The organism is Chryseobacterium sp. JK1, assembly GCF_050632815.1.
Classification (GTDB): Bacteria; Bacteroidota; Bacteroidia; order Flavobacteriales; family Weeksellaceae; genus Chryseobacterium.
Genome location: NZ_JBODRU010000002.1, coordinates 183,893 through 205,998 on the forward strand (window position 1 = coordinate 183,893; position 22,106 = coordinate 205,998).

The window sequence follows — 22,106 nt, forward strand, 5'->3', positions numbered from 1 at the left end:
TTTTCCGCGTTTTTTTATTTAAATGAATTTTTCTCTGATTGGCTTTACTCAGTTTTTCACTGTTTTGCCTTTTTGGCCAAATTATTTTCTTTTTAGAAGTACTTCGTCGATAAAAACCCTGCGGCTTACTGCTTCATAACTTTCTGTTTCACCAAGTTCTACAAGATTATCACCCTGGGAAGTTCGCATAGAGTAGTTGGCAAGATTACCTGTTCTCTTACAAATAGCATGCACTTTTGTAACATATTCTGCAGTAGCCATCAAATTGGGCATTGGTCCGAACGGACGGCCCAAAAAGTCCATATCCAATCCTGCAATGACCACTCTTATACCGCTGTTGGCGAGCTGATTGGCAACATCCACAATGCTTTCATCAAAAAACTGAGCTTCATCTATGGCAACTACGTCACAATTGGAAGCCAGCAAAAGAATTTCGTTCGGATTTTCTACTGCTGTACTGCGTATTTTATTCTGATTATGAGAAACTACATCCTCCTCAGAATACCGGATATCCAGTTTCGGTTTAAAAATTTCTACATTCTGTCCTGCCATCTCTGCTCGTCGCAATCTGCGGATTAACTCCTCGGTTTTACCCGAAAACATAGAGCCACAAATCACTTCCATCCAACCGCTTTGTTTGGAATGATTAATTGTATTTTCTAAAAACATTTGTTAAATTAGCCGTATATTTTTAACATCAAAAGTAAGCAATTTTAATAAGAATCTTATTATGCAGAATATCCAAGATTTAAAGGAAAAAATTTTTTTTGAGTCCATGAATATCATTGATAATCTGGATAAAATAAACAACGTAGACGAGTTACTTTCCAAGCAAGACCTTGTGGATGAGCTTGCTAACAGGATTTCTTTTTTGAAATTGCTGGAGAAAAATATCGAATACTTTGTCACAGAAAATTCTGTACAGTATTCAGATAACCAACACCTCTCTTTTGCTTCTGGAGATGGAGATTTTCACGATTCCGGAAATGAAGTTACAGAAGAAGAAGCAATCTTCAATAATGAGCTGAATGAAATTGATGAAAATGAAAATTTCAACCATGGTCTTGATGAAGAAGCGGCTTTCAATAACCAGCTGAATGAGATTATTGAAAATGAATTTCATGAGAATATTGTGAATTTTGTAGAAGAAAATTCAGCTGAAACTACTCAGGAGACCGTTTCTGTAGATGAAAATGAAGAAGTTTTTAATGATCAGCTGAATGACTCGGAAGAAAATGAACATTCAGTGTCTGAAGAACCTACTCTAAGCTTTGTAGATGAAGAAAAGATTCTTGCCGATTCTATCCCGGATGATGATGATGATATTGCAGAAGATATGTTTGATGAAGAAGTGACGGAAGAAGAAGCTATATTCAATAATCAACTGAACGAAATAGACAAGGATGATGAAATAGAATATCAGAAAGCAGAAGATCATACAGATTTTGCCGCTGTAAATGATATAAAAGAAAATTCACCGAAAGAAATTATTCCAAGTATTTTTGATACGGAAACACTTGATGATGAAATTCTTATCGAAGAAAATGAGACGCAGTTTATTGCAAATGCTTCCATAGAACAAGGTGAATTAGCAACAGACACCTCCAACGTAGAAAATATTCTGAATGATATTAAAAATGACCATTCAGACGAAGATATCAAGCAGGAAACAATTCTTGCAGAAGTCTATGACAGACGAAAAATTGTTGAAATAGACAAACCTGTTCCTGAAGAAACAGATATACACCCTTCCGATGAAAGTTTTGAAAACTTGGAAGAATATCATCAGGAGAAAAAAATAAAATTAGCCAATATCAAAGGAATGAAGGCGGTTCAGTCCCTTTTTGATGATGATCATTTGGAAATTGCCGTTCCGAAAGAAGAAAGTCCGGCTCCGGCTGTAAAGGAAGATCCAGGAAGCATTCAGAAATCTAACATGGCGACCAATTTCATGGAAGCTGAAAAGCTGAAACCTGAATTCAAACTGGATTTGAATGACAGATTAGCCTTTACAAAAATGCTTTTTGAAGGAAGTCAGAGCGATCTGAATGATGCGGTAGCCCAGTTGAATCATTTTAAAACACTGGAGGAAGCTAAAGAATACCTAAGTGATCTTTACTACGACAAAAAGTGGAATAAAGTGGATGAATATGCCCAGAGACTTTGGATATTGGTGGAAAATAAATTCTTATAATTTTGAGCGGAATCCTATATTTTGTTCCCACACCTGTTGGGAACCTGGAAGATATGACCTTCAGAGCAGTGAAGGTTCTGAAAGAAGTTGATTATATTTTGTGTGAAGATACCAGAACTTCCGGAATACTTTTAAAGCATTTTGAAATTTCAAAGCCTTTAAAATCCTATCATTTACACAATGAGCATCAGGCTACAGAAAAGGTGATTACAGACCTTAAAAACGGTCAGAATATTGCCATTATAACCGATGCCGGAACGCCAGGAATTTCAGATCCCGGATACCTATTGGCAAAAGCAGGCGCAGATCATCATATTGAGATGATTTGTCTTCCTGGAGCAACAGCTCTCATCCCGGCCCTGGTAGTTTCAGGACTTCCTAATAACGAGTTTTTATTCGCAGGATTTCTGCCTCAGAAAAAAGGAAGACAAACCAAACTTAAGCAGCTTGCGGAAGAGAAAAAGACGATTGTTCTTTACGAAAGTCCACATAAAATCAATACAACCTTAGAGCAGATCAAAGAATTCTTTGGAGAAGAAACCAAAGCCAGCTTAAGCCGTGAAATTTCCAAAAAATTTGAAGAAACCAAACGCGGTACCATTACTGAATTGATAGAGTTTTCCAAAACGAAAACCTTAAAAGGTGAGATCGTTCTTATAGTCAACAATTCTATTTAATTTTCCTTGAAAAAATTAATTTTTGTATTGTGTTCTGTAGTCTGTACGGCACAGACGAACCAATATATGAAGGTGATCCTTTCTAAGAAGACAGGGAAAGAGGTGAGTTCTTATTCCGAAGGATATGGTATTGCCCTTGATCCTGTTTCCAAAAAACAGGGAATTGTAGATTCTCTGGGTGTTCTTACTTTTGAATCTCCTTATAAAGGCAGCATTTTGCATGTTTTTAAAAAGAGATTTATCCTGTATTCGGAAGAGGGCGGAAGTAGAAAATCAATGGTTATTGATGAAAAAGGAAACCCATTAATTCCTTTGGATGATCAGGACTTTAATACACCCTGGTGGAGTAAAGAAAGAATTATTTCTTCAAAACAAGGCAAAGAAGCGGTTTATGACTTTAATGGGAAAGAAATTATTCCTTTTTCAGATAAAATTCGGTTTTCGGGGAAGAATAGATTTTTTGTTTTAATAGATAAAAAATGGTTTCTCTATGACTTTAATGGAAAACAGCTCAGCGATCGGGAGTTTAAAGATGATTACAGTTTTGTAGATGGAAAAGCTCTTATTATCAACGAAAATAATCAGAGTGAGATCATTGATCAGAACGGAAATACTCTTCACACATTTTCAAAACAGGTTTCAGACATTTACGCTTATCCTTATCTGATTACCAGAAATCCTGCGACAGGAAAATTTGGTCTTATTGACGCACAGGAAAATAGTATTGCTGAAGAAATCTATAAAGAAATCACCCCCGAATACTTTGGCAAGAAAGAATATATTTATCTCAGTAAAAACAATAAAATAACTGTTTTTTGCAAAAAGGACCATCAGCTGTATCCTGAAAATTTCAAGTATTTAAGCCCTTTATTTAATCATTTTTTCAGTGTTTATAATGAAAAGTCGAAGAAGACCGGAATTGTAGATCTTCAGGGAAATATGGTTATTCCTCAGGAATATGATTTTGTCCGAAACTTTACCATTTCCGGAAAAGATTTTATTTACCTTAAAAGTGAGGAAGAAGAAAAGCTGCTTGATAAGGATCTGAAGAACATTTTGAACGATGGAGATCAGGTGGTTGGCTTTTATCCTGAAAACCTGATTATCCGCAAGAAATACCAATATTTTATATTTTCTGTAACCAACCGAACTTCTTTGGAAATCAAAGGAATAAGCTTTTTGAAACGTCAGAATATTGAATATTTTAATTTTCTTAACGAATATTCAAAGCCGCTTGTATGTAGAAATGCAAACAATTTTTATGGAGTTGTAGACGGAAAAGGAACGGAAATTGTTCCCTTTGTATATGAAGATATCATAGCATTTGAAGACTTTGAAAATGAATTTGTTGTGAAAAAAGAGGGTAAATACGGTGTTTTAAATTTCCAAAATGAACCTTTAACGGACATTATTTATGATAAATTTCTGTGGATGAAAGAAGTTTTAAAAGTTACTAAAGATAAGAGAACAGACCTTATTTATTTCACCAAATTTAGAAATGAAGGTGGAGAACTTTAATAAAAAGCTATAAAATTCATAAAAAATAAATGATTTTAATTCATTTCAATGCGTTGAATAACAATTTATAATATCTTTGCAAACCGTTTAATTCCAGAAAGGAATTTTAAAAATTGAATGAGTCAGCTGTCACTAGCTGAATGAGTTATAAAGAAAATAATTGTCAATAGATATGAGAATATTAGAAGGAAAAGTAGCACTAATTACCGGAGCTACAAGAGGAATCGGAAAGGGGATCGCTGAAATGTTTGCTCAACAGGGAGCAAAAGTAGCATTTACCTACGCCGGCTCTGTAGACAAAGCTAAAGAATTAGAAGCAGCTTTAAGTTCTGTAACCCAAATCAAAGGATATCAGTCTGACGCATCCGACTATGATGCGGCGCAGAAATTGGTGGAAGAAGTAATGGCAGAGTTTGGGCAGATTGATATTTTGGTAAACAACGCAGGAATTACAAAAGACAACCTATTGTTGAGAATGTCTAAAGATGATTGGGATAAAGTAATCAAAGTAAATTTAGATTCAGTTTTCAACCTTACAAAAGCGGTGATCAAGCCAATGATGAAGGCAAGAGCCGGATCTATTATCAATATGACTTCAGTAGTTGGAGTAAAAGGAAATGCAGGACAGGCGAACTATGCAGCATCTAAGGCTGGTGTCATTGGGTTTACGAAATCCGTTGCACTGGAATTGGGTTCAAGAAACATCAGATGTAACGCTGTTGCTCCAGGATTCATTGAAACGGAAATGACTGCTGTTCTGGATGAAAAAACAGTTCAGGGATGGAGAGAAGAAATTCCACTCAAAAGAGGAGGGCAGCCTGAAGATATTGCCAATGCTTGTGTATTCTTAGGAAGCGAAATGTCAGCTTACATTACCGGACAGACGTTAAACGTTGATGGAGGAATGTTAACTTAAAAAAATGAAACAAGTACAGAATATAGTATTATTCTTTTCAGTTATATTATGTATCGGTCTGGTTTATATTAACATGTTTAATGTATACCAGACCGATGATTATATGTGTGCCTATGGTACGCAGGAATTAGGTTTTTTGGGAAACTTTACCAATACCTATTTGCAGTGGGGTGGAAGGTATTTCGGATATACCATAAATATGCTCAATCCTATTGCTTATGATGAAAACGGAATCCTCCCAAAAGTATATCTGCCTTTCTTAATGTTTTCCTTTATCGGGGTTGCTTCCCTTAATTTTAAAGCTTATTTCAGCTATTCATTTAGGGAATCTTTAAAAAAGGGCTTTATGCTCTTTTTCTTTTATACGATGCTTTTGGTAAGTATTCCAGAGCATTATTTCTGGATTACCGGCTCTAATATTTACTTTCTGCCTGTAATTTTGTCCGGGCTGTTGCTTTATTTCTTCAAAAAGAACGAAGATACCGGGGAAAAGATATGGCTTCACTTGTCTGTATTTCTGGTGATCATTCTGATGGGTTCCAATGAAATATTGGCGTTAATCCTTGAAGGTCTGTTGCTGGCATTTTATTACGAGAAAAGAGATCAGAAACATTTATTTTTTCTTCTTACAGGGACTGTATTTTTACTTGTAAGTTTCCTGGCCCCGGGGAATTTTAACAGAATGGGAGAGGTTGAAGGAGGATTGGACAAATGGCTGAAAAGAATTGCCGTTTTTGGGGCCAATACAGCCTATGTATGTTTTAAAACCCTTTTAGTACTTCCTTTATTCATCAAGGTTTTCGAAAAAGAACTTAAAAATATTGTTCAGAAAATTACATTTAAAAAAGCTGTGCTATATTGGGGTGTTTCATTACTTCCATTACTTTTTACAGGCTACATTCTCAATTTAATTGCAAGGCAGTTTGAAAATATAATATTTTATTTTTTCATCACTTTTGCGTTGTTATTCGTATTTAAAATAGGAAAAATTAAACAATTTTGGTGGGCTTCACTTTTCATCGTTTTACTTCCTGAACTTAAGATTTTTCCGGAGAAATATTCCTGTTTTGATATTGATTTTAATGCGGCCAATATAGCTATGGAGCTCTCTACTACAAATCTGAAAGAATATAAACGGGAGGTACGTAAAAGAGTAAGTACGATTGAAAACTCTCCTAAAGATTCTGTTGTGGTAGAAAAGATCAAAGAGGTTCCACGGATTTTATATTTTGCCGAAATGGCTTCTGAAAGTGAAGATGAAACCTATGTAAATGACCAGCTTCAGAAATTTTTCAATAAAAAATATATCAGAACGAACTAAAAAGCATTTCGAAAACCTCGAAATGCTTTTGTATTATTGTAACTTGAGTTCAATATATCTCCAAATCCACTTAGAAAAGAGAAAAACAGCCATTGTTAATGGTTTTCATAACTTACTGCTTCCATCTTCTCGGCTTCAAACCGTTTTAGTCCTTAAAAACCTGGTTTTCCTGTTCCTGAACTCTTATAAAAGTTGTTCTTTTTGAAAGTTCTTTTAATTTTGAAGCACCTACATAGGTACATGTAGAACGTACTCCTCCTAAGATATCCTTTACAGTTTCCGAAACCGGACCTTTATAAGCTGCTTTCACCGTTTTTCCTTCTGAAGCACGATATTCTGCAACTCCCCCGGAATGCTTATCCATGGCAGTTTTGGAACTCATTCCATAAAAAAGACGGAATTTTTTGCCATTTTCTTCAATTATTTCTCCTCCGCTTTCATCATGACCGGCAAACATGCCTCCCAACATAACGAAATCCGCACCTCCACCAAATGCTTTAGCAACATCTCCGGGAACTTTACAACCTCCGTCAGCAATAATATGGCCTCCTAATCCATGAGCGGCATCAGAACACTCAATGATAGCAGAAAGTTGAGGATAGCCAACTCCAGTTTTTACCCTTGTCGTACAAACAGAACCTGGACCTATACCCACTTTAATGATATCTGCTCCCACCAAGAGAAGCTCTTCCACCATTTCTCCGGTTACCACATTGCCTGCAATAATAATTTTATCAGGAAAATTGGCTCTTGCTCTTTTCACAAAATCAACAAAATGCTCAGAATAACCATTGGCCACATCGATGCAGAGAAACTCAATTTTTGGATGCTTTTCAAGGATATGTTTTATCTTTTCCTCATCAGCTTTTCCGGTTCCTGTACTTAAAGCGATATACTGATGAATGCTTTCTGGCTGGCTTCGCAGGAACTGATCCCACTCATCGGGAGTATAATGTTTATGAATGGCTGTAATAATCTTTTCTTTGGCTAATTCCACCGCCATTTCAAAAGTACCTACGGTGTCCATATTGGCTGCTATAACGGGAACCCCGCTCCATTTTTTTTGAGTATGTCTGAAAGTAAATTCTCTCTCGAGATCAACCTCCGAACGGGATTTAAGAGTAGAACGTTTCGGGCGGAACATTACATCTTTAAACCCAAGTTTTATATCATATTCTATACGCATTTTGTAATTATTTGTCAGAATAAAGGTAGTGAATAATCTTGGAAGGATGGCTTGTAAACAAGAGTTTTTCCATTGATGTATGGAAAATAGTAATAGATAATGGACAGCAGAGATATTTTTATTCAAAAATAAAGGTTCTGCTGATATTGATTTTAAAAGTAAGAGGATCTAGATTGATATAGAATCTGAAACAATTATTTCCTTTGTCCGGTCATCCTGTTATAAATAACTTTCTCATGCTTTTGTAAGCTGAGATGTGACAGACAAAGGAAATAAATAATGATAAAGAGTAAGTTTTCTTACTCCTTTATATTAGTTGAAGTTCATTACTTCTTCAAGAGTTTTCATATACTCATAAGCTGTAAGGTCAAACTTTACAGGAACAATAGAGATATAACCGTTTGCCAACGCTGTTTCATCAGCATCTTCAGATTCATCCATATTGTTGAAGTACCCCGTTAGCCAGTAGTATTTTTTTCCGTGTGGATTGATTCTTTCATCGAAGCTTTCTTCCCATTTTGCGTTGGCCTGTTTACATACCTTTACTCCTTTTATTTCTTCAGCAGGAAGTTTTGGAATATTAACGTTCAGTACAACACCTTTTGGCATTGGATTTTCCAACGTTTTTCTTACAATACTCTGAATAAATTCTTTCGCTTGAGTAAAATCTGCCTCCCAGCTAAAATCTAGCAAAGAGAATCCAATAGCAGGAATTCCTTCCACACCTGCTTCTACAGCAGCAGACATGGTTCCGGAGTAGATTACATTAATTGAAGAGTTAGCCCCATGATTAATCCCTGAAACCACAATATCCGGTCTTCTTGTAAGGATTTTATCAAGTGCCATTTTTACACAGTCTACAGGAGTTCCGCTGCATGAAAAATCTGTCTGCGGTCCATCCATAGTAACTTCTTCATAGCTTAAGGTAGAATTGATGGTAATGGCGTGGCCCTTTCCACTTTGGGGAGAGTTGGGTGCTACCACCACTACTTCTCCGATTTCGTTCATAAAACTGATAAGATTTCTGATTCCAGGGGCTGTAATTCCGTCATCATTAGTAACCAGAATAAGTGGTCTTTCCATATATTATCTTTAATTTTTTAATACAAATAGCGTATCCTCTGTTCATTATCAGATTTGAACAAAGGACCTTTCAACCCATCAAATGTAGTCAAAAATAGAATGCAATAAAATATCAGAGGTATTAATTAACTGATTTACTGAAAGATTGAAAAGAGGGAATACCAGAACCTTACAGATGCTTCTTACAATAACAGAAACTTATTGAAAGAGGCATCCTGTAAGCCTGATAATAATGTAATAAAGGGGTTGAACAAAAATGATGGCTTAATCCAGGGGTTTTCTGCCAGTAATAATATTGTAAAGAATTACAACAATAGCAATCACAAGCAAAACATGAATAAGATAACCCGTACTGATGCCGGGTACAATTCCTAACATTCCCAAAAGCCAAACTACGATACAGATCACTGCAACTAACCATAATAAACTTCTCATGACTTTACATTTTAAAGTTATACAATTAGGTATCTGCATATTTTATGCCTTTATAATAAGAAATTGAATTTTGTGGTATCTATTTGTTGAATTTTTTATGAAAAATATCTGTAATAAGTAATTCTCTTCTGCCCTGTTTTTATGAAAAACTCCTGATAGTACAAAATAGATAAAAGACGTTACACAATTTCGAAATCCCTATCAATAAAAAAAGATAAAACTATACGATATTTGTAAATAAGGTATTAAATTTGATCATTTGTAACAGTACGCTAAATATTGCTACTCATTACAATACCTATTTTTTAAAAAATTAATAAATAAAGACAGTTTATGTGGAAAAATTTCAAACTGAATAAATTTTTACTCCTGATTCCATTAACCAGTCTAATGTTTTGTTTCAACTCGCCAAAGAACGATGATGAAAAGATGCAGACGATTATGGTGAGCGTAAAAAATACACTTTCTTATCTGCATTATAGCCCAAAAGCCATCAATGATGCCTATTCGAAGGATGTTTATAAGCATTATTTCGAATTGGTAGATCCGGCAAAAAGATATTTCGTGCAATCTGATATGGATGAATTCAGCAAGCATGAAACAAAGCTTGACGACTATATCAGCCAGGGGGATCTTACTTTTTATAAGCTTACAATCGACAGATTATATCAAAGAGTGGATGAAATCGATAAGATTACACAGGATATTTTCAGTAAGCCTATCAATCTTAAAGAAGATGAAACACTGACTCTTGAGCCAAAGCTTAAAAAGGTACCTGCCAACAAGCAGGAACAGTATAATGAGTGGAAAAAATTCATCAAATACAATATCCTTCAGGAAATAGAATCTATGAACAGTAAAGAAGAGGCTCAGAAAGAGAAGAAAGACTCTGTTCAGAAATACAAACTGAAAGATACTATCAAGTTTAAAGTTCTTACTCAGGACGAGAAGATCAAAAAAGCAACAGATGAAGTAAAAGATCTTGTAAAAGATACATTCACCCGATTCAAAAAGAGAAAGAAAATGGATTGGTTTACGGTTTATATGAATGCTTATACAGAAGTATTTGATCCGCATACCAACTATTATTCTCCAAAAGATAAAGAAGATTTTGATACTCAGTTTACAGGTAAAGTAATTGGTATCGGAGCCATCATCCAGGAGAAAAAAGGAAACCTTTACCTGGGAGCTCTTACCATTGGAGCACCGGCATGGAAGTCTAAACAGCTTTCAGAAGGAGACAAAATCTTAAAAGTAAAATCCAAACCGAAAGATGATGCCGTAAATGTAGTAGGAATGCTTTCTGATGAAGCCGTAAGGTTGATCAGAGGAGAGAAAGGAACACCGGTTACGCTGACTGTTCAGAAAAAAGACGGAAGCATCAAGGATGTTACTATGATCCGTGAAGAAGTTGCTATTGAAGATACTTTTGCCAGAAGTATCGTTGTAAATACTCCAAACGGTAAAAAATACGGGTTTATCAACCTTCCAAGCTTTAATGCAGATTTTGAGAATGCCAAAGGAAGAAATGCTTCTGATGATATTAAAAATGAAATCATTAAACTTAAAGCTCAGAATATTGAAGGAATTATTCTTGACCTTAGAAATAATGGAGGAGGTTCATTAACTGAAGTGGGAGATATCATGGGACTTTTCATGGATGCAGGACCTTACGTTCAGGTAAAAGACGGAAACGGGAAAATACAGACCTTAAAGAACAAATATGAAGCTCCAATCTGGACTGGTCCTCTAGTTATCATGCAGAATGAGCTTTCTGCTTCAGCTTCTGAAATCTTAGCAGGAGTAATGCAGGATTACGGAAGAGCAATGATCGTGGGATCGCCGCAGTCTTTCGGAAAAGGTACTGTACAGACGTTCGTAGACCTAAACAGATTCCTGAATACTGAAGATGATTTTGGATCTTTAAAACTGACTATCCAGAAGTTCTACAGAATTACCGGAGAATCTACCCAGAGAAAAGGAATTGTTTCTGATATTCAGATGAAAGACTTCTTTACATATGCTGAAGTAGGAGAGAGATATGATGACTATGCTTTGGCTTGGGATAAGATTCCGCCTACAAAATTCCAGAAACTGAATTATTTCAATACTCAGGCTCTTGAAAAGGCAAGTGCAGACAGAATGGCTAAAAACAGTAACTATCAGCTGTTATTAGAATCTGCTCAATGGAGAGAAAAATTGGATAAAGAAGAAACAATTACTCTGAATATCGACAAGTTCAACGAGGTAATGAAGCACAGAAAATCTCAGATCGAAAAGTTCAAAGCGTTGACGAAATTTGAGAATGGACTTCAGTTTACCATGTATCCAAGTGAAATTGAAAGAGAGAAAAAAGACGAAGCTTTCAAGAAAAAATCTGAAATGTGGATCAAGAATCTGAAAAAAGATCTTTACCTGCAGGAAGCAATGAATATTGTAACAGATATGGGAGCAAAATCCTAACAATAAAAAAACCGCTAATGAAAATTAGCGGTTTTTTTATGGCGTAATCGTAAGATTATTTAATTTCCACACATCCTACTCTTCCTCCGGCATTTCCGGTTGGCTGAGTGTGGAAATCGTCAGCTGCAGCGTGTACAATAAGACCTTTTCCGATAATGTTTTTAGACTCATCTGTACAGCCAAGACACCATTTGTCTGTCTTGAAGGTTAACGTCGCTGTACCGCTCTGATCAGCTACCAAATTTCCGATATCTCCCATATGGAAATGTTCTGCACCCCATTTACCGTGATCGTTCTTGGATGGGTTCCAGTGTCCTCCGGTAGAAGTACCGTCTGCTGCAGAGCAGTCTCCTTTTTCATGAATGTGTACAGCATGAATTCCGGGAGTCAGATTGGTAATATCAAGTTTCATGATCACTTCATTCCCTTTTTGGGTAAATTTTGCAGTTCCGCCTGTTTGTGTACCGCTTTTGGCATTTACAGAATACATTTTTGTGGTTCCGCATGAAGTTGCTAAGATGGCAAACCCTGCCAATAATGCTAATGCTTTTACTTTCATTTTTAAATGATTTATAGTGATTATACGATAAAATTAAAAAAGATTTTCCAAAGCGCTTTATGATTCCAATCTTTTTTTCGAAACTTAGTGAAAAGCAGCCATAGAATATTTTCCTTCTTTATTCTGTAAAAGTTCAATTCTGATACCGCATTTACTGCCAATATTTTTATCGCAATAAAAGACAACAAAAACCTTCGCAAGACTCATATCTTTGCATATCGGCACGTTTGAAATGGAAGAATATAAAAAAAGAATCGTAAAAACAATTCAATATATCGACACCCACCTTGATGCAGATCTTTCTCTTGAAAGAATTGCAGAGATCAGTGCCTATTCACCATTTCATTTTCACAGAATTTTTAAGCTGGTTACCGGAGAAACACTTCAGAACTATATTTCCAGAAAAAAAATAGAAAAAAGTGCACTCTATCTTGCTGTTCGTAAAGAGATGGAGATTAAAGATATTTATTTAGAGCTTGGATTTTCAAACCACTCGGTTTTTAGCAAAACATTTAAAAAACATTACGGAATGCCACCTTCTGAATTCCGTAGAAATGCTCCCGAAAAATTTCACAGGATTTTACAAATACAAAGCAAGAACGGACAACCCGATGCCGTTTTCAGCACATACATTTGCGTCATAGAAAACCTGTTAAATTGGACTAAAATGAATTTAAAAATCGAAGTAAAAGAAATGCCGGAAATGAATCTGGCAGCCGTCATGAGCCTTGGAATTGAGAAGGTAGAACCTTCTTACAATGTTTTGATAAGCTGGGCAAAAAAGAATCATCTGTTTCCGAGGGAGAATGTAAAAATGATTTCGGTATACCACGACAGCTTCAAAGTAACGACTCCTGATAAAGTAAGAATTCATGCGTGTATGCTGTTGGATGAAAAACTGGAAAGCCAGAAAGGAGAGATATTTCCAGAAACCATTGATGCTGGAAAATATATTGTAGGAAGCGGAGAAGTAACCCTCCATGACTTTGAACAATGCTGGGTGAGTTTATTTTTATGGATGAATGAAAACCATTATTCAATGAGAAAAAGTTTCCCTTTTGAGATCTATCACTCCAATTTCAAAGAACATCCGGAAGGAAAAATGTTTGTAGATTTCTGCATTCCGATTGGTTAATTTACCATTCGGAAACAAAAGAATACCCTTCAGTACTATTTTTTTTACTGAAGGGTATATATCATCCTATTTTTGATGCACAAAACAATAAAGATGAAAGCACAAAGACAAAACATACTGTTTCTTATTCTCCTTCTCATTTCCATTATGGGATATTCTCAGGTGAAAATATCGGGAAAAGTATCTTTTAAAAATAAGGGAATTGGTGAAGTAAATGTCACACTAAAAGATACTTACGATGGAGCAACAACAGATGCTCAGGGTAATTTCTCCTTCGAAACCTCCGAAAAAGGAGCTCAAATCATCACATTTACCCATCCCAAATATGAAGACGTTAGAAAAGATATCACTATTGATAATCAGAATGTAACAGTAAGTGCAGATCTTAAAGAACAGATCAGTGAAATTGATGCCGTGGTTGTTTCTGCGGGTTCTATTGAAGCGAGTGACAGGAAAAGAGCAACGACTTTACTGACGCCGATAGACATTTATACTACTGCAGGAGCAGATGGACAGATTTCTTCAGCATTAACTTATCTTCCTGGAGTACAGAAAGTAGGCGGAACAGAAGGGCTATTCATCCGTGGGGGAACAGGAACAGAATCCAAAATTTTCATGGATGGAAGTCTTATCAACAATTATTTCTCTAATTCTGTTCCCGGAATTGCAGGAAGAGATCAGTTCAATACTTCACTTTTTAAAGGAAATATTTTTTCAAGTGGAGGATATTCTGCACTGTATGGACAGGCTCTTTCGGGGGCATTAATGCTTGAAAGTGTTGATCTTCCTGATGAAACTTCCTATAATGTTGGGGTTTCTCCTATTTTTGTGAATGCAGGGTTTCAAAAGCTGGGAAATAATAAAAACTATTCTTTTGGGGCAACAGCCGGATATTCACTTCTTAGCCTGATGCAGAAAGTTCTCAATTTTAATACCAACTTTATTGATGCTCCACAAGGCCTCAACGGTGATTTTAATTTCAGATTCAAAACCAAATCCGGTGGGTTTTTCAAATATTATGGAATGTACAACTCTAATAAGATGGGAGTGAAATCGGAAAGTTTAGAACCCGGATATGATTTCAGCCTGATAAGATTGAATGGAAAAAGTATGTATCATAATCTTTCTTTCAGACAAAAATTTGGAAAGTATCTTCTGAATGTGGGTGGCTCTTATTCATATAACAAATCAGATCTTAACTTTTCTACTGAAACCCAGGATGTAGAATCCAACACAACCAGACTGCTTACAGACGGAAATTATTTGAACTTTAAAGCGGTTCTTGAAAGAAAAATTAATAAAATAAGTGCGGTAAGAGGAGGTCTTGAACTGAATAATACAGACGAAAATCTAAATTTTGAAGCCGTACAGAAACATTATAAAGATTTAATTTCATCCGCTTTTGTAGAAACAGATCTTGGTTTCAGTAACGCCCTGTCTGCGAAAATTGGAGTACGGGCAGAACATTCCACATTTTTAGATAAGAATAATATTGCCCCTCGTTTTGCATTGGCATACCGACTTGCCAAAGATTGGACAACCTCTCTTGCCTATGGTATTTTTTATCAGAATCCTGAAAGCAAATACATCAACGGACCTGCTAATCTGGACTTTCAGAAATCACAACACTATATTTTTCAGGTTCAAAGAGCTTCAGAAGGAAGAACCTTGCGTTTTGAAGCGTTTTATAAAAAGTATGACCAACTGATTAAAACATTCACGATTACGCCGGAAAAAGAGCAAAATCAACAGATTCAGACAGCTTTGAATAATAATGGCTATGGCTACGCAAAAGGAGTGGAGTTCTTCTGGCGAGACAACAAGAAAACCTTTGAAAATATTGATTACTGGATCAGCTATTCGTTCCTGGATTCTAAAAGAGATTTTCTTAACTATCCCGTGAGCATGCAGCCAAGTTTTGCTGCAGAACATACACTGTCTGCTGTTGCCAAAAGATTTATTCCGGAATGGAAACTAGGCGTAAATTTATCATACACTTATGCTAAAGGACGTCCTTATTATGATATCGCTTCCACTTTTGAAAACGGAAAAGCGGTTAATTTTACCCGTAACGAAGGAAGATTAAAAGATTATAACGCTTTGAACTTCAGTATTAATTATCTTCCAAATCTAGGTAAGAAAGATTCTAAGGTTTTCCCGGTATTGGTATTGAGTATCAGCAATATTTTAGGATCCAAGAATGTATATGGATATAATTTCTCTGCAAACGGATCAAGAAGCTCTGCTATTGTTCCGCCGGTTAATACTTTTGTTTTCATCGGAGCTTTTATCAGTTTTGGAGTAGATAAAACGGATGATGCTATCAATAATAATTTATAAAAACATAATTTAGAACCAACAAAACAACTAACTTTTAAAATTTGATATCATGAAAAAATACCTTTTAAGCTTTGCTTTAGCTTTTATGAGTTTAACAGCTTTTGCACAGGCAGATTACGAAAAAATTATGACTGAGAAAATAGCGAAGATAGAAACCTGTAAAACGCCTGAAGATTTTCAGACATTGGCTAACGATTTTCAGAGAATAGGAAGTAAAGAAAGCAGTCAGTGGCTACCACAGTATTATGCAGCTTTTTCTCAGATTCAGAAAGGAAGAATTATGATGAGAAACGGAAATACTCAGGATCTTGACGGAGTGGCGGCACAGGCAGAAAAATATCTGGGAATGGCTCAGAATCTTGCAGGAGCAGATAATGCAGAAGTTCATTTGCTGAGAAAAATGGCGTATTCACTAAGAATGATGGTGAACCCACAACAGCGCTTTATGACGGATGGGGCCAGAGCAGCAGAAGAACTTAATGTTGCCGATAAGCTGGATCCTGCCAATCCGAGAGTAGCCCTTATTAAAGCAGAAGATACTTATTTTACTCCTGAACAGTTTGGTGGCAGCAAAACCAAGGGGGTAGAACAGTTTAAGGCTGCATTGGCGAAATTCAATGCCTATAAGCCTAAAACCGCGATTGATCCCAACTGGGGGAAAGCAGAAGCAGAATATTTTATCAGTCTTCCGGTAGAAAAGAAACCATAATAGAAAAGAACCTTCACGTTGTGAGGGTTTTTTTAATACAATTCGGCCATGAAAATTAGCCTTTCGGTAAGAAATACTTTTTGATACCTTTAATAAAAACTAATTTTGAGCTAAGAAAACAGATCATGAAGCGTAAATACACTATAATACTTCTCTGGACATCATTAGGAACAACATTGTTCTTCTTTTTGTTTTTTAATGAGCGAAAAGATCTTTATACTTTTATGATGACTTTGTTGCTTTCAACAATGTATTCCTTTGTATTGGGATTTGGAAACGGATTTATTAATGAATACCTCAATAAAAAATTTCCATGGTCTGAAGCTACCAGAACGAGAGCAATTCTGAGTATCGTTTCTATTATTATCGGCAACTTTATCCTCGTGTATTTTTGCAATTTTATGAATTATGTAGTGATTCAGAAGACGGCAACTATTGATGAATTTTTTTCCAGCAAATACGGGCTTACCAATTGGTTTATGATTAATATAGCTCTTCTTATAACGACTTTTCTTCATGCAAAAGGCTTTATGGAAGAACTTAAAAAGAATTCCAGAAAAGAAGTGGTGGAGCAGAAGCTTATTGCCAAGTCTGCCAATGCACAGTTTGAAAGTTTAAAAAACCAGTTAGATCCTCATTTCCTTTTCAATTCACTGAATGTTTTAAGCTCACTGATTGATGAAAACCCGCGACAGGCACAAAAGTTTACCGCTTCAATGTCAAAGATTTACCGTTATGTACTTGAACAAAAAGATAAAGAGCTGGTAACCGTAGAAGATGAGATGGAGTTTGCCAAAACATATTGCGATCTTCTGAAAACCAGATTCGAAGATAGTGTAGATTTTACTTTCGAGGTACATAAAGAAGATTATCGGAGATATGTAGTTCCGCTGTCTTTGCAGCTTCTTTTGGAAAACTGTATTAAGCATAATTTTGCTACATCATCAAAACCTTTAGCGATAAGAATTTTTTCAGATGGAGATACCCTTTGTATTGAGAATAATCTGCAGGTAAGAGAACAGATCAAGGAAAGCTCAGGAATAGGCCTTGCCAATATTGTTCAGCGTTATTCTTTATTGACTAAAAGAAATGTTTTCATTGAAAAATCTGAGGATTATTTTAAAGTAAAACTTCCAATGCTATCCGCTAAACCCCAAGTTTCCAGTACACAGCCTGAGGATGAAGCTGAGGCCTATAAAAGAGCAAGAAAGAGGGTAAAGGAAATTAAAGGTTTCTATTCCAACCTGATTTCTTATTGCATTATTATTCCTTTTTTAATTTTTATCAACCTTTATACCTCAAGAGGGTATCATTGGTTTTGGTATCCGGCATTAGGTTGGGGGGTAGGTTTGGCTTTCCGGGCTTTCAAAATATTTGGAATAGGAGAATCCTGGCAGGAAAAGAAGATCAGGGAAATTATGGACCAACAAAACAACAAACACAATGAAAAACATTGACGAAAATGATATTCAATATCAGATCGCTAAAAAACAAGTTGAACAGTTGAGAGGTTTCTACATCCATGTCTTCATTTATTTGGGTGTAAATCTTATCATTGTCTATTACAATTATACGAACCTGGAACCCGGTGAAAGTTATTTTCAGTTTAAAAACTTCTTTACCGCTACATTTTGGGGGATGGGTATCCTGGCTCACGCAGCATCTGTCTTTTTACCCAGAACGCGACCCATTAAAAAATGGGAAGAGAAGAAGATAAAGGATTTGATGGATCAACAAAAAAAGTATTAATGTATTTTATATAAATATCACACTAAAATATTACCGATGAATACTTTACATACATTGTTTGCCATTTCTATGGCTGCCTGGTTTATCAGTGAGTTTTTTTATAAGAATAAGCTGAAATCCAGCAAAGATGATAAAAAAGATAAAGACAAATCTACGCTTAACATTCTGTGGCTTGCCATTCCTTTTTCTATAGGAACAGCAGTGGTCTGTTCTTATGAAACCCATTTTCCAATAGTGGAAGAAAACTGGATTATGTATCTGGGAGAGTTGTTTATTATACTGGGAATTGTGGTCAGATATATTATTATCAGATCGTTAGGGAAATTTTTTACGGTAGATGTCACTATAAAAGAAGATCATACCATAAAAAGAGAAGGCTTTTACAAATATATGAGACATCCTTCTTATGCATTTTCTCTGCTGACGTCATTAGGGCTTGGCTTGTATCTCAATAACTGGTGGTCTCTTATCCTGGCTTTTTTACCTCCATTTCTGGCTTTTGCTTACAGAATTAAAGTAGAAGAAAAGGCATTTGTGGAACAGTTTGGAGATGAATATCTTGAGTATAGGAAAAATACCAAAAAGCTGATTCCATTTATTTATTAAACAGATATTTATAATAGATTCAGTTGAATGTACTCATCATTAAAATTCTTTTATTGTACTCCTAAAAACAATCTGCACCTTTATAATTCTTCTTACTCCATGTTTCCATTAATCAGAGGTTTTTACCATTCGGACTGCATATTCTACCATTCGGTAATATAAAATTGATTGGAGGTTCTTTTCCATCCTATCTTTGACTCAACAAAAACAACAGTTAACCTCTAAAACAAAACATTATGGAAATTTTATCACAAAACAAAGAGACGATGGCTTACAGAAAAGCATCAAGAAGAGTAAAAGAATTGAAAGAATTTTACGGAAACCTTACTTCTTATTGTCTTGTTATTCCTTTTCTCGCGGTTCTTAATTTTATGACTTCTCCTGGATATTTATGGTTTTTATGGCCAATGCTGGGCTGGGGAATAGGTATCGGATTTCATGCTTTAAATGTATTTGGGCTAGGAAAAAGCTGGGAAGAGAAAAAGATTAGAGAATTAATGGATCAGGAAAACAGAAAAACAAAAACACTGTAATTCTTACTACTTTTTAACAATAATTTAAAAACTCATACTATCATGGATTATCATACTGCATACTCAAGAACAAATAAACTTAAAAGATTTTATAGAAGCGTTTTTCTATTCGTAATATTCGCTGCTATTATCCTTCCTGACAATATTTTTGGAGAAAGAATCTTTCATATCAGATTATTCGATGCCTACACCATTCTGGCAATTTGGGGATTGATCATCACTGTGAAAGCAATTAAACTTTTTATTTTTGATTCAGAATGGGAAAATGATATGATTGAAAGAGAAATGAAAAAAGAGAAAAAGCCTATAGATTACTAAAATCTGAGTGCTTTTATTTACCTTTATTTTCTAAAATCTGAAAACCAAAACTAAAACTCAATGATCAAAACTGTCATTATCGAAGACGAAAAACCTGCTTCAAGGAAACTGGAAAGAATGTTAAGTGAATTTCCTGAAATTGAAATAGTTGCCAAAATAGAATCTGTAGAAGAAGGGGTTGCCTGGTTTTCGGAAAACGAACACCCACAGCTCATCTTTTCAGATATTGTTTTAGGGGATGGTCTTTCTTTCGACATCTTTGAGAAAGTGCCCACAAAAGGCTTTATCATTTATACGACAGCATTTGATCAGTATACTCTGAAAGCCTTTAAACTGAACAGTATCGATTATCTTTTAAAACCTATTCTTGATGAAGATCTTGCCGGAGCGGTAGAAAAGTTCAAATCATTTATTCCTGCAAATGATACGGTGAATTCTCAGGACATCAAGCAGCTCATAAAAAAAGAAAAATCAACCCTTTCCAGGGTTTTGGTGAAAATAGGGTATAATCTTAAAATTGTACAGACGCAGGAGATCAGCTGTTTTTTCAGTGAAAACAAAATTGTTTATCTTCAGACCGAAGACCGTACTTATCCTTCAGATTTTACGCTGGATGAGCTGGAAGATGTATTGGACGACAAAAAGTTTTTCAGGGTCAACAGACAGTTTATTATCAGTTCAGATTATATCAAAAATATTCATACATCCCCTTACTACAAGGTTGATCTTGAGTATCAGCCACAGGAAGAAATTACAGTAAGTAGAGACCGTGTTAAAGATTTTAAAGACTGGCTGGTGAGCTAATCAATAGCCGGTATAGGAAATACTTTACGGTAAAAACGAGGTGAAAATGGATGCCTTTGGTTTTCCTGGTTGCTTTATTTTCTGTTTAAAATTGTCAACTTTTCAACTAAAAACATAACCATGGACCTCATATTTTTCATTTTTAAACTAATTCTTGCTCTTTTTTACTCCTGAAAAGAAAAAGTATTTATTGAGTATAGAAATCACTGGCAGACTGTACAAACTGATGAAACGATTCTGTAACTTCCCTTTTATGTTTATGGGTCAAAGGAAACGGAACCATATGAGAATATTCATAAGGAAAGTCCTTTATTTCTATCTCCACATCAATATCCCGATAACCGCCCGTTAGGGTATTTAAAGCTTCTATTGGTGGGGCTACAGTATCTTTTTCCAGAACATATGCCTTAATATGAGACTGTATTTCCCGCATTCTGTCTTCTCTTTCTTTCTGAAAATAATTATAACGGAGCATTTTCTTGAACCAGCTTTCATGAGGATGCTGATCATCATTCTGATAATGCTTTAGGCGTGGATCGATGGCAAAGTCAGAACTCAGCAATTCCGTAAAAACAGACTGCATTGTAACCGTAGCCTGGGTATCCATGATATATTTGGAAATAGGGAACATTCTGTCAATAGTCATTCCGCCACAAAAGCATAGAACCTTTGAGTGAGTGAAATACTGATGAGGATCTGCCATTTTGATGAGCATCGAAAGAAATGATCCTATAGAATATCCAAATAAATCCAGATCTGCCTCCTTAGAAATATTGGTAAGCTTTCCGTTTTTAATATCTTTTACCACTTCAATAATGTCGGAATAAGTCTGCAGCCCTGACCAGAAAATTCTCTGTGGGTGAGCTTCCAGACGGGAGCTGATAGCCGCATTTACATAAGAATAATTGGTGTTTTCAGGATGTCTTTTCTTTCGAGAATGAACCACTTCCATCATGTGATGGCGGTCACTCCAAACAGGATCTGCACGGTCCATATGAAAGGCAATTGGAAACAGAATAACGGCCTTATGCGTTCTCTGAGCCAGTTCATAAGCCCAGGGAAGATATTTGTCCCACTTCTTTTCGTTCAGTCCATGAAAAAAGATAATGCATCCTTTGGCCTCTTCTATATCTGCTCTTTTGAGGATATGGTATTCAAACTTTTTATTGCATTCAATATCAAAGTCTTTGGTATCTACAGAAGGATGATTGTAAAAGAGATAGCCTTTTTCATTGATCTGAAGAGGCTGCTGATGTTGTAAACAATCCAGATTTTCAGAACCGTAAAGAAGATTACATACTTTAGACTCAAAAGGGAAAGATTCTATGGTGAGATTCAGCTCCTCAATTTCCACAACGCCTTCTCTGGAATCAAAATGATCTTTCAAAACTTCATATAATTCATAATATTCCATAGCATGACGGTTGAGTGTTATACTTTATGAACAATTAAATTATATAATTATTGCGGTAATATGCTGATTTATACTCTTTAAATGTATTCTAAGCATAAGAGAAAAAATCGATGGAAACATTCTTTTGTGATTCATTCTTTTTCGAC

The 22,106-nt window shown here is 35.6% G+C and carries 21 protein-coding genes; 15 read left to right on the top strand and 6 right to left on the bottom strand.

Annotated features, from left to right (window positions below; all coding sequences use genetic code 11):
- Positions 1–81: 81 nt before the first annotated feature.
- On the bottom strand, positions 82–669 hold the full coding sequence (locus tag ACQ76T_RS13795) for a thymidine kinase (protein WP_103288737.1): 588 nt from the start codon (positions 667–669) through the stop codon (positions 82–84).
- A 106-nt stretch (positions 670–775) separates the two neighbouring features.
- Here ACQ76T_RS13795 and ACQ76T_RS13800 point away from each other — a divergent pair, with 106 nt between their 5' ends.
- The 5 genes from ACQ76T_RS13800 (at position 776) to ACQ76T_RS13820 (ending at position 6,626) form a co-directional block, all read left to right on the top strand.
- Positions 776–2,194 carry a hypothetical protein gene (locus ACQ76T_RS13800; RefSeq protein ID WP_431343883.1) on the top strand — a complete coding sequence of 473 codons (1,419 nt, stop codon included), beginning with the start codon at positions 776–778 and terminating at the stop codon, positions 2,192–2,194.
- A gap of 2 nt (positions 2,195–2,196) precedes the next feature.
- Complete coding sequence (rsmI, locus tag ACQ76T_RS13805) at positions 2,197–2,871, top strand: 16S rRNA (cytidine(1402)-2'-O)-methyltransferase (protein ID WP_431343884.1); 675 nt, start codon at positions 2,197–2,199, stop codon at positions 2,869–2,871.
- 6 nt (positions 2,872–2,877) lie between these two features.
- A complete protein-coding gene (locus ACQ76T_RS13810; RefSeq protein WP_431343885.1) occupies positions 2,878–4,389 on the top strand; it encodes a WG repeat-containing protein in 1,512 nt (503 codons plus the stop codon).
- Between the two features lie 172 nt (positions 4,390–4,561).
- Positions 4,562–5,305 (top strand): 3-oxoacyl-[acyl-carrier-protein] reductase, encoded by a 744-nt coding sequence (gene fabG, locus ACQ76T_RS13815; protein WP_431343886.1) that lies wholly within the window; start codon positions 4,562–4,564, stop codon positions 5,303–5,305.
- Positions 5,306–5,309: 4 nt separating this feature from the next.
- On the top strand, positions 5,310–6,626 hold the full coding sequence (locus ACQ76T_RS13820; RefSeq protein ID WP_431343887.1) for a DUF6056 family protein: 1,317 nt from the start codon (positions 5,310–5,312) through the stop codon (positions 6,624–6,626).
- A gap of 145 nt (positions 6,627–6,771) precedes the next feature.
- Here ACQ76T_RS13820 and ACQ76T_RS13825 read toward each other — a convergent pair whose 3' ends face one another.
- From ACQ76T_RS13825 to ACQ76T_RS13835, 3 genes are all read right to left on the bottom strand, one after another.
- Positions 6,772–7,812, bottom strand: coding sequence for a GMP reductase (locus ACQ76T_RS13825; RefSeq protein WP_431343888.1), 1,041 nt, complete (start codon positions 7,810–7,812; stop codon positions 6,772–6,774).
- A gap of 312 nt (positions 7,813–8,124) precedes the next feature.
- Positions 8,125–8,895 carry a 5'/3'-nucleotidase SurE gene (gene surE, locus ACQ76T_RS13830; protein ID WP_422695412.1) on the bottom strand — a complete coding sequence of 257 codons (771 nt, stop codon included), beginning with the start codon at positions 8,893–8,895 and terminating at the stop codon, positions 8,125–8,127.
- A gap of 264 nt (positions 8,896–9,159) precedes the next feature.
- Complete coding sequence (locus tag ACQ76T_RS13835; protein ID WP_236856708.1) at positions 9,160–9,330, bottom strand: lmo0937 family membrane protein; 171 nt, start codon at positions 9,328–9,330, stop codon at positions 9,160–9,162.
- Positions 9,331–9,663: 333 nt separating this feature from the next.
- Here ACQ76T_RS13835 and ACQ76T_RS13840 point away from each other — a divergent pair, with 333 nt between their 5' ends.
- Positions 9,664–11,793 carry a carboxy terminal-processing peptidase gene (locus ACQ76T_RS13840; protein ID WP_431343889.1) on the top strand — a complete coding sequence of 710 codons (2,130 nt, stop codon included), beginning with the start codon at positions 9,664–9,666 and terminating at the stop codon, positions 11,791–11,793.
- A 55-nt stretch (positions 11,794–11,848) separates the two neighbouring features.
- On the opposite strand, the gene ACQ76T_RS13845 is transcribed toward ACQ76T_RS13840, so the two are convergent.
- Positions 11,849–12,352, bottom strand: coding sequence for a superoxide dismutase family protein (locus tag ACQ76T_RS13845; protein ID WP_431343890.1), 504 nt, complete (start codon positions 12,350–12,352; stop codon positions 11,849–11,851).
- A gap of 232 nt (positions 12,353–12,584) precedes the next feature.
- Here ACQ76T_RS13845 and ACQ76T_RS13850 point away from each other — a divergent pair, with 232 nt between their 5' ends.
- The 9 genes from ACQ76T_RS13850 (at position 12,585) to ACQ76T_RS13890 (ending at position 20,546) form a co-directional block, all read left to right on the top strand.
- Positions 12,585–13,487 carry an AraC family transcriptional regulator gene (locus tag ACQ76T_RS13850; protein WP_431343891.1) on the top strand — a complete coding sequence of 301 codons (903 nt, stop codon included), beginning with the start codon at positions 12,585–12,587 and terminating at the stop codon, positions 13,485–13,487.
- 93 nt (positions 13,488–13,580) lie between these two features.
- Entirely contained in the window at positions 13,581–15,827 is a 2,247-nt protein-coding gene (locus tag ACQ76T_RS13855; RefSeq protein ID WP_431343892.1) for a TonB-dependent receptor, read from the top strand.
- Positions 15,828–15,876: 49 nt separating this feature from the next.
- Positions 15,877–16,536, top strand: a complete 660-nt coding sequence (locus tag ACQ76T_RS13860) for a hypothetical protein (RefSeq protein ID WP_431343893.1) — start codon at positions 15,877–15,879, stop codon at positions 16,534–16,536.
- Between the two features lie 125 nt (positions 16,537–16,661).
- Entirely contained in the window at positions 16,662–17,993 is a 1,332-nt protein-coding gene (locus ACQ76T_RS13865; RefSeq protein WP_431343894.1) for a 2TM domain-containing protein, read from the top strand.
- Positions 17,980–18,285, top strand: coding sequence for a 2TM domain-containing protein (locus tag ACQ76T_RS13870; RefSeq protein WP_431343895.1), 306 nt, complete (start codon positions 17,980–17,982; stop codon positions 18,283–18,285). The genes ACQ76T_RS13865 and ACQ76T_RS13870 overlap by 14 nt, the downstream gene beginning before the upstream one ends.
- A gap of 36 nt (positions 18,286–18,321) precedes the next feature.
- Positions 18,322–18,891: a methyltransferase family protein gene (locus ACQ76T_RS13875; protein ID WP_431343896.1), complete on the top strand. Its 570-nt coding sequence runs from the start codon at positions 18,322–18,324 to the stop codon at positions 18,889–18,891.
- Between the two features lie 236 nt (positions 18,892–19,127).
- Positions 19,128–19,424 (top strand): 2TM domain-containing protein, encoded by a 297-nt coding sequence (locus tag ACQ76T_RS13880; protein WP_431343897.1) that lies wholly within the window; start codon positions 19,128–19,130, stop codon positions 19,422–19,424.
- A 42-nt stretch (positions 19,425–19,466) separates the two neighbouring features.
- Positions 19,467–19,742 carry a 2TM domain-containing protein gene (locus ACQ76T_RS13885; protein ID WP_431343898.1) on the top strand — a complete coding sequence of 92 codons (276 nt, stop codon included), beginning with the start codon at positions 19,467–19,469 and terminating at the stop codon, positions 19,740–19,742.
- A 60-nt stretch (positions 19,743–19,802) separates the two neighbouring features.
- Complete coding sequence (locus ACQ76T_RS13890) at positions 19,803–20,546, top strand: LytR/AlgR family response regulator transcription factor (RefSeq protein ID WP_431343899.1); 744 nt, start codon at positions 19,803–19,805, stop codon at positions 20,544–20,546.
- A gap of 187 nt (positions 20,547–20,733) precedes the next feature.
- Here the strand turns inward: ACQ76T_RS13890 and ACQ76T_RS13895 are convergent, their stop codons facing one another.
- On the bottom strand, positions 20,734–21,960 hold the full coding sequence (locus tag ACQ76T_RS13895) for a DUF6051 family protein (RefSeq protein ID WP_431343900.1): 1,227 nt from the start codon (positions 21,958–21,960) through the stop codon (positions 20,734–20,736).
- Positions 21,961–22,106 lie beyond the last annotated feature (146 nt).